This is a genomic window from Phenylobacterium sp., assembly GCF_020253645.1.
Classification (GTDB): domain Bacteria; phylum Pseudomonadota; class Alphaproteobacteria; order Caulobacterales; family Caulobacteraceae; genus Phenylobacterium.
The window spans coordinates 1-11,087 of sequence record NZ_JADCBG010000029.1 but is presented as its reverse complement, the minus strand read 5'-3'; the positions used below and the strand labels follow the sequence as shown (position 1 = coordinate 11,087).

Here is an 11,087-nt window from a genome sequence, read left to right as displayed (position 1 = left end):
GCAGCCATCAGCAAGCGACGGCGCTCGGTGGAGGAAGGGATACGCATCGACTCGCGGTACTTGGCGACGGTTCGTCTTGCGATGTCGACGCCGGAGGTCCTGAGGATTTCGACGATCCGGTCGTCGGAGTGGACATCCTCCCCTGGCCGTTCGCCGTCGATGAGCTGCCGGATCCGGTGCCGGACGCTCTCTGCGGAGTGCGCCTCACCCCCGCCTGTGGAGGGGATGGCGGCGGTGAAGAAGAACTTGAGCTCGAAAACGCCGCGGGGCGTTGCAATGTACTTGTTCGATGTCACCCGACTCACGGTCGACTCATGCATCCCGATGGCGTCGGCAATGGTGCGGAGGTTGAGCGGCCTCAGATGGCTCACGCCGAAGGCCAGAAAGCCATCCTGCTGGCGGACGACCTCCGAAGCGACCTTCAGAATCGTCCGCGCTCTCTGGTCCAGACACTTCAGGAGCCAGTTGGCCTGCGAATGGCAATCGGCGATAAAGGTCTTGTCGGCGTCGGTACGGGCGCCCGCAGAAACCCGCGCGAAAAAGCGGCGGTCGACGAGCAGCCTCGGAAGCGTGTCGCTGTTCAACTCGACGTCCCAAAGTCCTTCGGGACCCTGCCGGACGACCACGTCCGGGATCATCGGAACGGACGGCTCGCCGCCGAAGGCCGCCCCTGGGCGGGGGCTCAGGGCGCGAACCTCGGCGATCATGTCCCTCAGGTCTTCGTCATCGACGCCGCAGACCCGCTTCAGCGCCGCAAGATCCCGGCGCGCGAGCAGTTCGAGGTGATCGAGGAGCGCACGCATGGCCGGGTCGCAGCGGTTCTTCTCCCGCAACTGAAGGAAGAGACACTCCCTGAGGTTGCGCGCGAAAACGCCGACAGGCTCGAAGCCCTGGAGCACCGACAGAACGTCCTCGAGAAGCGATTCGTCGCAGGTGAGGCGCTCGGCGGTCTCGGCTATATCGACCCGCAGGTAGCCGTCGTCATCCACCGCATCGATCAGCACGAGGGCGGCGGCGTACTGCGGACCCTCAAGTCCCGAGATGACGAGTTGCTCGGTCAGGTGCTCCCGGAGCGTCAAGGGCCCCGCGAAGGGCTGTGAGAAGTCCTCGCCGGCCTCCGGAAGAGAGACGCCGGAGCCCGTGCGGGTCCAGTCGATCGTTCCTCCGGCGTCGCCGTCCGGCGCCAGATCCCCGGTGGCCCTTTCCCCGGGCGAGGCTTCTGAATCCCGCGAGATGTCCATGTCCGGCTCTGCGCCGGAATCCGGAATCTCATCCGTGGCGACCACACTGTCGGACCATGGCGCAAGCTCATCAGCGTCAGGTTCCAGCTCGATCTCCTCGCGGACAAGGAGAGGATTGCGCTCGAGCTCGGCTTCCAGAAAGGCCTCGAGCTCGATGTTCGACAACTGCAGCAGCTTGATCGCCTGCTGCAGCTGGGGCGTGATGACCAGCCCCTGTCCCTGCCGAACCTCGAGTCGTGCGCCAAGCGCCAACTCCGCCTCCTTGGCCTGCTTCTTGCTTGCAGATTAGCCCCGGATGGCAACCGTTTGGTTAACGGAGGCTCACTTCCCCGAAGATTTCAACGTCTGGAGGGACTCGATGAAGGCGCGGGCATCCGCTGCAGAGCGGTCCGGAATCTGTTCCATGGGAACGTGGCCAGCCTCCGGGTAGAGAATAAGGCGTGCGCCGGGAATGAGCTCGCCCAGCCGCCGGCCGACCCCGGGGGGCACGACCACATCCTTTTCGCCCTGCATCACAAGGGTCGGGACCGAGACCCCGGCGACAGCGTCCGGGGAGACGCGGTTCGGTCTCTCCCGGCCCGCGAGGATCATTTCCCTTCGCCCCGGCGCAAGGGCGAGCTCGACATACCGGTCAACGAGGGCCGGCGTGACCAGGGTCTCATCCACGTAGGCCCGTCTCAGGCCCGGCTCCGCGAGCGGGCGGGGATCAAGGGTGCGCAGGGCGGCGCGCCCCACCGGATTGGCCATGACCCGGAAGACAGCCGGCGGGCCTTCCCTGGGTTCGGCTCCAGGTTCAGCTTCCGGTCGGGGCCCGACGGAAGCCACGAGAATCAGCCCCCGGAGGCGGTCCGGGTGGCTGAGGGCGAAGTTCCAGGATGCGCCGCCCCCCATGGAGTTCCCCGCCAGGACGAAAGGGCCCAGATCGAGCCGCCGGGTCAGCTGGTCGATGACCTCCACCTGTCCGGCGGTGGATATCCGATAGCCGGGCGGGGTCATGGTCAGACCGTGGGCCGGAAGGTCCAGGGTCACCACCCGGTAGGTGTCGCCAAGGCGGGCCACCCAGGGCTCCCAGGTATCTAGATTGGCCGCGAATCCATGGACCAGAACCAACGGGGGGCCATTGGCCTGGCCCTGGTCGCGATAATGGACGCTGACTCCGTTCTCCAGGGTGACGAACTTCGACGTCGGGTTGGCGTACTTGGCCTTGAGGGTCTCGTACGGAATGTCACGAGCGCAGCCTGCGAGGGTGGCTGCAAACAGGGCGGCCGCGGCGACGGCCAGGGTCCTCAGGGGCATCCGAATCTCCGGTTCAGTCCAGCCCGAGCCGCACAAACTGCGACTCCGGCGCGTCAATCGCTTTCAGGGCCAGGCTGAGACGACGCGCCGCGTCGGCCTCCGGCGCCTGTCCCGCAAGGTTTCGGACCTCCTCGGGATCGGAGGCCCTGTCGAAGAGATAGTGCCCCGAAGACCGGGTGCGAGCCCAGAACGGCAGGTGATCGCCCTCGCCATAGGTCTGATGGATGACCGGTATCTCGGAGCCGGGCATCCGGTCCAGGAAGGCGCGGTGATCCGGGGGAGGAAGCGCCACATGTCGGTCGATCAAGTGGGTGGGCATGGTGGACCAGCGGTTGGACATCATGGACAGGGGCGCATTCGGCCCGACAGGCGCCCGGGCGTACTTCCACTCCCGAGTGACCAGGTGAACCTCCCGCCCCCACACCCCGGTGAGCAGATGGTCCCGGATGCTGTCACACTCACCCCTGAGAAGCGGCAGGAGGGACCTGCCATGGGTCCTCTGCCGGACCTGGACGCCGAACAGGTCGGCGAGGGTGGCGAACAGGTCGACGCTGGTGGTCAGGGCGCTGCAGGTGCCGGGCGCAATCCCCGGATGACGGATCATGAGCGGGATGTGGCCCAGGGTGTTGTAGACGGGAACCCCGGGCTTTCCCCAGATGTCCTTCTCACCGAGATAGTGACCGTGGTCCGTACACACCACGACGAGGGTGTCATCCGCCAGACCCTTGTCCTCGATCGCCCTGAAGACCCGGCCAAGCCAGTGATCGATCATGGAGAGCTTGGCCCCGTAGCTGGCCCTGAGCCGGCGCGCGGAAGCCTCGCTCAGAACCCCTTTCGCCAGCGCCCCCTGCATGTACGGGGGCCAGATCATGGGCGGCCCCTCGTAGTCGGGATCATACATGGAGGCCCAGGGCTCAGGCGTATCAAAAGGCTCGTGGGGATCGAACTCGTCGATGAACAGGAAGAAACGGTCATGCCAGCCGGCGTTCTCCTCGATCCAGCGCGCGGCGGCGGCCATGGTCCTCGGACCCGGGAAGTCGGACTCGTCGCGGAACCATCCCCTGCTGTCGTGATAAGGCATGTGATCCCGTCCGAAGATGGGCGCGCCGGCCCAGCTGGGATCAGGCCGGGTCTTCCAGGGATCACCCTCGTGCCCACGCTCATAGGCCCATGCGGTGAAGTCCACATGGTAGTTCTCGCCGCCGGTCTCGAACAGGTGAGGGTGGTCGGAGATGAGCTGGGAGACCACGCCGGCCTTGTGCAGCTCGTAGGTGATCGCATCCTCCCATATCTCCACCGAACCCCAGGCCCGCCAGAGGAAGTCGAGGGCGCCGCAGAGAATGTCATGCCGGGCGGGCATGCAGGGAAGCGAGCCGGTATGGTGGTTGTCGAACCGAACGGCCGTTCGGGCGAAGGCGTCGAGATTGGGGGTGGCGAATTCGGTTCCGCCATAGGCGCCCAGCATGTGCCGGTTCAGGCTGTCGAGGAGGATGACGACGGCGTTTCGCGGCATGGGGCCCCTTTTCCTCTCTTGCCCGCCCCCCGGTCGGGGGCGCGGACCTTCAGGCGAACTGGTCCCCGAGATAGACCCGCCGAACCTCTGGATTGTCGACGATCTCGGCCGGCGTTCCCTCCAGGAGAAGCTCGCCAGCGTGGATGATGGCGGCGCGGTCGATGATGTCCAGCGTCTCGCGCACATTGTGGTCGGTGATCATGATCCCGATGCCGCGCGCCCTCAGATAGCCGATGACGTCGCGGATGTCGGCGATCGCGAGGGGATCGATGCCGGCGAACGGCTCATCGAGCAGCATGTAGGCGGGTTCGGAGGCCAGGGCCCGGGCGATCTCGACCCGTCTCCGCTCTCCCCCGGACAGGGAGACCGCCGGCGATTTCCGGAGGTGATCGATCCGGAGTTCGGCGAGAAGTCCCGACACGGTCTCCCGCGCACGGCTCGGGTCTGGCTCCCTCAACTCGGCGACCGACATGACGTTCTCCTCCACGGTCATGCCACGGAAGATTGACGGCTCCTGGGGCAGATAGCCCAGCCCCATCCGGGCGCGCTGGTACATCGGCTGATCGGTGATGTTCTCCCCGTCCAGCCAGATTGCACCCTGGTCGGCGGCGACGAGACCGGTGATCATGTAGAAGCAGGTTGTCTTGCCGGCGCCATTCGGCCCCAACAGCCCCTTGACTTCGCCGCGGCCCAGCCGAAGCGAGACGCCCTTGACCACCGCCCGGCCGCGGTAGGTCTTGCCGATCTGGTCCACGACCAGACCATCCTGTTCAGGAGGCTTGCTCATCGGCGTCTACTTCGGGGTCTGGGGGGCGCCCCCCGGGAAGATCACGGTCCGGACCCTCTGACCCCCTGTTCCGCCGCCGGCTTCCATGCGGGCGTCCCCGGTGACCGTGTTCACCACCAGTCGGTCACCCTTCATGACATCCTGCCCGCGCGAGGCGACCACGGACCCCGTGACGGTCAGGACCTGGGTTTGCGCATCGTAGACCGCCCGGTCGCCCCGGACCCGCTGTTCGGGAGTGACGTAGAAGACCGTGCCTGTGGCTTCCATGCTCAACAGTTCGCTGCTGCATCCATCCTTGCCGCCGGCCTCGGGCGCATAAACGATCTTCAGCATGTCCGCCCGCAGTCGGCTTGTTTCCTGCAGCGCCTCGGCCCGGCCGCTGTATACGGCGGCGCATTGGCTGTTCACCAGCTCGAGCTGGTCTGCGGTGATGTCCACCGGCGCGCGGGAGTTCCGGGCCAGCTGGGCGTAGGCCGACAGCGGGGCGAGCATCGTGAGGGCCGAGGCGATCGCGGCCAATCCTGAGACCAGACCTGCAAGGAAAGGCATCTGGCGGCCAACGGGGGAGTGTCTCATCTACAGTCGTCCCTGGGCTCAGGGCCCGGTTCCCGGCTCGAGGCGGGTCCTGACTCCCCCTCCGAACACGAGACGGTCGCCCCTGTCATACACGCCATAGGACTTTGCGATGATTTCTCCAAGCGAACCCACACCCTGAATGGCGCCATCCCCCACCAGTTCGCCGAGAAGGGTGTCGAACCTGGAGGCGCCCGTGGCGAAGCTGATATCCCCGCTGCTGAGCCGGACGTCGCCCGACAGCTTCAGGAGATGCTCGGACTCGTTGAAGTCACCCTTCAGGGCGGAGACACGGATCGGCTCCTGGGGATCGCGGTTGAGGACGAGGACCGGCCGGTCCAGGAGGACCCTGTCGTAATCAGCGGGGTCGCGGGTCGCCGTCTGCGCGGTCAAGGTGAAGGCCCGCCCCCTCCGGTCCTGTCCCACGAACTTGGGTTTCACCAGCTGGATCGGCGTCTGGGCCTCCACCGGGCGTGTCCCCGGGCCGGACAGCGCCGCCACAGCGACATAACCTGCAAGACCGAGCAGGATGACGCCGATCAAGGCCGGCAGGAGCCGCCTCAGGAGGCGCACCCGCTGAGAGCGGCGGCGCCAGGACATGGCCTCATGCGAGGGGCGCGAGCCGTGGTGAAGAAGGCTCTCGGTCATGGCCGACGGTCCACCCCGGCCTTATGCATGCGCGAAGATATCGGTCTCCTCCCAGCCGGCCAGGTCAAGCAGGGCCCGGTGCGGAAGGAAGCGGAAACAGGCGTCGGCCAGGTCGGCGCGGCCTTCCCGGCGAAGCATGTCGTCCAGCCGCTCGCGCAGCCGGTGCAGGTGCAGGACGTCGGAAGCCGCATAGGCGACCTGCTCAGGAGACAGGGCCGGCGCCCCCCAGTCCGAGCTCTGCTGCACCTTGGACATGTCGACCCCGAGGAGTTCCCGGGAAAGGTCCTTCAGTCCGTGCTTGTCCGTATAGGTCCGCGCCAGCTTGGAGGCGATCTTGGTGCAGTAGACGGGCGCCGTCACCACCCCCAGGTGCAGGCGGAACATGGCGATGTCAAAACGCCCGAAGTGCAGGATCTTGGTGACCGCCGGGTCCGCGAGCAGGGCCTTCAGGTTGGGCGCGTCATAGCCGGGCCGGGACAGCCGGACCAGATGAGCGTCGCCGTCGCCGGCCGAGAGCTGGACCACGCACAGCGGGTCGCGGCCCAGGCGCAGGCCCATGGTCTCGGAGTCCACAGCCACGGAGTCGACGCCCTCGAAGAGGCCGTCGGGAAGATCGCCTTCATGAAGATAGTTCGCCACGGTCCGCCGTCTCCGCCGGTTGATTGTGCTTCGTCCCCCCGGAGGAGGACGGTGGTGCCCAGGAAAGGACTCGAACCTTCACGGCCGTTAAGCCACTGGCACCTGAAGCCAGCGCGTCTACCAATTCCGCCACCTGGGCCCGATCCGTCGGACCGTGCGAGCGCGCTTCCTTAGGGCCAAGTCCCCGCCCGGTCAACGGGCATGCAGCCTCGGGCGCAGGCGCTGATTGCAGGCTGGCGAGGCATCGTCTATCCCCACTGTCCTGTCCTGCACCGCGGAGCCCAGACGTCATGCCCGACCTCGTCACCGTGTTCGGCGGTTCCGGATTCATCGGCGCCCAGATTGTCCGGGCCCTCGCCAGACGGGGCGCCCGCATCCGGGTCGCCGTGCGTCAGCCTCATCTGGCGCACGCCATGCGGCTTATGGGCGATGTCGGCCAGGTGGAGGTGGTGCAGGCCAATGTGAGGGACCCCGGATCAGTGGCGCGGGCTACGGACGGGTCCGACGCCGTCGTCAACCTCGTCGGCCTGCTCTTCGAGACCGGGCGGCAGACCTTCCAGGCCGTCCATGTGGACGCCGCCAGGACCCTTGCGGAAGCCGCCTCCGCCGTCGGGGCCCGGATGGTCCAGATGTCCGCCCTCGGCGCCGATCCGGTCTCCGCCTCGCGTTACGCGCGAACAAAAGCCGGAGGCGAGGCGGCGGTCCGGGAGGTCCTGCCCTCCGCGGTCATTCTCCGCCCCTCCATCGTCTTCGGGCCAGGCGACGACTTCTTCAACAAGTTCGCCGAGATGGCGGTGGTGAGCCCGTTCCTGCCGCTGATCGGCGGCGGGCGCACCCGCTTCCAGCCGGTCTTCGTCGGGGATGTCGCGCGGGCGGCGGCGGCGGTGACTCTGGAGTCCCAGCATGCGGGCCGCACCTTCGAGCTGGGCGGGCCCGGAGTCTTCACCTTCCGGGAGATTCTGGACCTGATCCAGAAGGAAACCGGCCGCCGGCGGCTCTATGCGCCCCTGCCCTTTTCAGTCGCCAGCCTCGTGGGGACACTCTGCACGCCCCTCGCCCTCACCCCGATGGCCCCGCCCCTGACAGCCGACCAGGTCGAGCTTCTCAAGGTCGACAATGTCGTTTCCGGACAGTTCCCGGGACTCGCTGACCTGGGCGTCGCGCCCGAGACCGTAGAAGCCATTCTGCCGACCTACCTCTACCGCTTCCGCAAGGGCGGACAGTTCGCCGGGGCGTCTGGCGGGATCGCAGCCTGAGTCAGGCCGAGCCGAGCAGGACAAGCCCTGCGGCGCCGACAACGATCCGCCACCAGCCGAAGGGCGCGAAACCCGCGCGGCCGACGATCTCGAGCATGAACTTCACGACGGCGTAGCCGACGATGAAGCTGACCAGGAAGCCAAGCGCCAGGAGACCGATCCTGTCACCCTGGATGTCCCCCCGGCTCGACCAGAAATCGAGTACGAAGGCGCCGGCCATGGTGGGCATGGCGAGGAAGAAGGAGAATTCCGCGGCCGCCCTCTTTTCGACCCCCATCAGCATCGCGCCGACAATGGTCCCGCCGGAGCGAGATACGCCGGGGATCAGGGCAAGGGTCTGGAACAGACCGATGATCAGCGACGTCTTCAGGCTGAGGGCCATGGCGTCGTTCTCCCTGGCCGGCGGAGCCCGGCGGTCAATGACGAGGAGCACAACGCCGCCGATGATCAATGACCAGCAGATGAGTCTGGGACTCTCGAAGAGCACGCCCTTGATGAGGTCATGCAGCAGGGCGCCGGCGAGGGCGCCGGGCAGGAAGGCGACGAGGACGGACAGCACGAAGTGACGCGAGCGCTGGGAGACCGGGAGGCTCGTCGCCACGTCCCACAGCTTCCGGAAATAGAGGGCGACCACGCCAAGTATGGCGCCAAGCTGGATGAGGACGATGAAGGTGTCCCAGAACCCCGGCGGCAGGCCGAGGGCCGTCTTCGCCAGCAGCAGGTGACCCGTGGAGGAGACCGGAATGAACTCGGTGAGCCCCTCGACCACCCCCAGGATTATGGCGGAGATCCATTCGGGCATGGGCGGCTCCTCATCCGGTCTCCGCCCGGCGGTCGAGCGGATAACTGCGCTCCAGCCGATAGCGTGATCCGTCGGGACCGCGCCAGCTTGAATACAGCCCGAAGCTGTCGACCCGGAAGTCTGGCGTCTTCAGGATCTCGGCGAAGCTGAGCCACCCGGCCACCGCCTCGGGCGAAGGGCGGTTCAGGTAGGCGAGGGTGACGTGAGGCGTATAGGTCCGGGCGTCGGGCGGCAGACCCGCGCGCCGTCCTGCGATCTCACATGCGCGCGCCAGCCGGGACAGGGGCGCGGAAGGCGCCACCCTGGCCCAGACCGCGTGAATGTCGCGCCCCTCTCCGAAGGCGCCGGCCCCGGCGAGATGAAGGGTCAGGGGCGCGCCGCCGATCCTGGAGAGTTCGGCGTCGAGATCATCGGCAAGGTTCCCGGGCAGGTCTCCTGCGAACTTCAGGGTGATGTGAAGAGCCTCACGGGGACGCCAGTCGGCGCCGCGCAGGTTCTGCTGGAAGGGGGCCAACGCCTCAGCGACCTCGTCCGGCAGACTCAGGGCGGCGAACAGACGGATCATGGCGACAGCCTACCTTCGCGATATGCTTGCACAAGACGCGCGCTGCACCGATATTCTCCCCACGCCCGCTCCGGGCGAACGGAAAGGACCCTCGTTCGATGAACGACTTCAACAACAGGTCGGCCCATACCGTTCTGGTGGATCGCGCCGACATGGCCGTCGACGCCGGCCTGCGACAGTTCATGCTCGGCGTCTACAACAAGGTTGCACTGGGCCTGGTGGTTTCCGGCGCCATGGCCTGGTTCACCGGCATGTTCCCGCCGGTGCGCGACCTGATGTACACCGTCTCCGCCGACGGGCGGATGGCGGGCATGACCCCTCTGGGCTTGATCGTCAGCTTCGCGCCCCTCGCCATCATCCTCTTCTCAAGTTTCTCCAAGGGCGGGCAGACCCCCCGGGGCGCGGCCATCGCCTACTGGAGCATCGTCGTCCTGATGGGCGCCTCCCTGGGCGTCCTCACCCTGGTTTACACCGGTCAGGCTCTGGCCTCGACCTTCCTGATCACCGCCATCGCCTTCGCGGCCCTGTCCCTTTACGGCTACGCCACCAAGCGTGACCTCTCAGGCCTTGGCAGCTTCCTGATCGTCGGCCTGATCGGCCTGATCCTGGCCTCTCTGGTCAACATCTTCCTGAAGCTGCCCATGATGAGCTTTGTCATCAGCGTCCTCGGCGTCTTCATCTTCGCGGGCCTGATCGCCTTCGACACCCAGCGCCTGAAGATGATGTATTACGACCTTGGCGGCGATGAAGGCTCAACGGCCGTGGCCACCAACTACGGGGCCCTGAGCCTCTACCTGAACTTCATCAACCTGTTCCAGTTCCTGCTCAGCCTGCTGGGCGAGCGCCGCTGACGAACCAAGACGTTCCGGATCCGGGCCCCGGCGGGAGACCGCCGGGGCCCTTTTCCTTTCGGCTCAGTCGACGACGCGGAACCTGCGGGAGTCGAACACGGTGAGCACCTGGGCCAGGTCATGGCCCCGCTTCAGGATCATGCCGCCTTCGCCAATCACCGCCCAGGCGCCCTGGCGGCGGGCCAGGGCCGGGCGTTTTTCGATCCGGTAGGCAGGGGCCTCGGAAGACCGGCGAAAGACCGAGAACACGCAGGCGTCAGGCAGGGGATCGATGGCGTAGTCCTTCCACTCGCCGGCCGCGACCATGCGTCCGTAAAGGTTCAGGATGCGGGTGAACTCCGCACGCTCGAAGAAGACGCGGCCCGGAGATCCGGCCGCCGGGAAAGAGTCCGCCGACATGCAGGCAGGTTAGCCCCCCCTCGTTGCATCGGGCAATCGCCACGCGGGCACACAACAGGCCGCGAAAAGACCTTATTTCGGTCGCGAGGCCGCCCGATAGCTCCCCGAGGGTGTCTTCGTCGGCTGGCCGGAACCGAATCCCGGGCTTCTGAACAGCCCCCCCAGCCCCCCGTCCGGGGTCGCTTCGAGGTCCAGCCGACACCCCAGCCCGTCCCTTCGAAGCGGCGCGCCTCAGGCGGAAGGCTGGCTTCGTTCTGCAGACAGGATGCGTCCGCCGCGCGGCGCCTGGACGACCACGACGGTGACAAGGCCGGGCTCCGACGCCTCGGGCAGGTTCCAGGCCAGATCTCGGCCTCGCCAGGTTCCCAGTCTCCGGAGTTCCCGGACGGCGTTGACCGCCACGACCGTCTGACCGCGGTTGTCGCCTCGCCTGACCTGGACGCTCCGCGGTCTTGGATCGTACCTCACCATCCAGACCTCTGCGCCGCCTCTCGGGGCCCGACCGGCGGCGACCCTG

General features: G+C 67.0%; 13 protein-coding genes and 1 tRNA gene. 2 read left to right on the top strand and 12 right to left on the bottom strand.

Features of this window, described 5'->3' with window-relative positions; all coding sequences use genetic code 11:
- The 8 genes from rpoN to INE98_RS02240 form a co-directional block, all read right to left on the bottom strand.
- Positions 1–1,493 (bottom strand): RNA polymerase factor sigma-54 (gene rpoN / locus INE98_RS02275; RefSeq protein ID WP_293536214.1); only part of this gene is annotated, 1,493 nt, incomplete at its 3' end.
- Between the two features lie 69 nt (positions 1,494–1,562).
- Positions 1,563–2,537, bottom strand: a complete 975-nt coding sequence (locus INE98_RS02270; protein WP_293536212.1) for an alpha/beta hydrolase — start codon at positions 2,535–2,537, stop codon at positions 1,563–1,565.
- A 13-nt stretch (positions 2,538–2,550) separates the two neighbouring features.
- Positions 2,551–4,050: a sulfatase gene (locus tag INE98_RS02265; protein WP_293536210.1), complete on the bottom strand. Its 1,500-nt coding sequence runs from the start codon at positions 4,048–4,050 to the stop codon at positions 2,551–2,553.
- Between the two features lie 49 nt (positions 4,051–4,099).
- Positions 4,100–4,837 (bottom strand): LPS export ABC transporter ATP-binding protein, encoded by a 738-nt coding sequence (gene lptB / locus INE98_RS02260; RefSeq protein ID WP_293536209.1) that lies wholly within the window; start codon positions 4,835–4,837, stop codon positions 4,100–4,102.
- 6 nt (positions 4,838–4,843) lie between these two features.
- The gene (locus tag INE98_RS02255; protein WP_293536207.1) at positions 4,844–5,413 is read right to left on the bottom strand and encodes an LptA/OstA family protein; all 570 of its coding nucleotides are present in this window, start codon (positions 5,411–5,413) and stop codon (positions 4,844–4,846) included.
- A gap of 18 nt (positions 5,414–5,431) precedes the next feature.
- On the bottom strand, positions 5,432–6,058 hold the full coding sequence (lptC, locus tag INE98_RS02250; RefSeq protein WP_293536205.1) for an LPS export ABC transporter periplasmic protein LptC: 627 nt from the start codon (positions 6,056–6,058) through the stop codon (positions 5,432–5,434).
- A gap of 21 nt (positions 6,059–6,079) precedes the next feature.
- The gene (locus tag INE98_RS02245) at positions 6,080–6,697 is read right to left on the bottom strand and encodes a ribonuclease D (RefSeq protein ID WP_293536204.1); all 618 of its coding nucleotides are present in this window, start codon (positions 6,695–6,697) and stop codon (positions 6,080–6,082) included.
- Between the two features lie 52 nt (positions 6,698–6,749).
- Positions 6,750–6,836: transfer RNA gene (locus tag INE98_RS02240), tRNA-Leu, on the bottom strand.
- A gap of 151 nt (positions 6,837–6,987) precedes the next feature.
- Between INE98_RS02240 and INE98_RS02235 the strand changes: the two genes are divergently transcribed.
- Positions 6,988–7,953 (top strand): complex I NDUFA9 subunit family protein, encoded by a 966-nt coding sequence (locus INE98_RS02235; RefSeq protein ID WP_293536202.1) that lies wholly within the window; start codon positions 6,988–6,990, stop codon positions 7,951–7,953.
- Position 7,954: 1 nt separating this feature from the next.
- Here the strand turns inward: INE98_RS02235 and INE98_RS02230 are convergent, their stop codons facing one another.
- Entirely contained in the window at positions 7,955–8,755 is an 801-nt protein-coding gene (locus INE98_RS02230; RefSeq protein ID WP_293536201.1) for an undecaprenyl-diphosphate phosphatase, read from the bottom strand.
- A gap of 10 nt (positions 8,756–8,765) precedes the next feature.
- Positions 8,766–9,320: an RNA 2',3'-cyclic phosphodiesterase gene (gene thpR / locus INE98_RS02225; protein ID WP_293536199.1), complete on the bottom strand. Its 555-nt coding sequence runs from the start codon at positions 9,318–9,320 to the stop codon at positions 8,766–8,768.
- Positions 9,321–9,418: 98 nt separating this feature from the next.
- On the opposite strand from thpR, the gene INE98_RS02220 reads away from it, so the two are divergent.
- Positions 9,419–10,171 carry a Bax inhibitor-1/YccA family protein gene (locus INE98_RS02220; RefSeq protein ID WP_293536197.1) on the top strand — a complete coding sequence of 251 codons (753 nt, stop codon included), beginning with the start codon at positions 9,419–9,421 and terminating at the stop codon, positions 10,169–10,171.
- 63 nt (positions 10,172–10,234) lie between these two features.
- Here the strand turns inward: INE98_RS02220 and INE98_RS02215 are convergent, their stop codons facing one another.
- Together INE98_RS02215 and INE98_RS02210 are read right to left on the bottom strand one after the other, a co-directional pair.
- A complete protein-coding gene (locus INE98_RS02215) occupies positions 10,235–10,570 on the bottom strand; it encodes a DUF2794 domain-containing protein (RefSeq protein ID WP_293536195.1) in 336 nt (111 codons plus the stop codon).
- Positions 10,571–10,801: 231 nt separating this feature from the next.
- The coding region (locus tag INE98_RS02210) for a DUF1223 domain-containing protein (RefSeq protein ID WP_293536194.1) at positions 10,802–11,087 on the bottom strand (286 nt) is incomplete at its 5' end.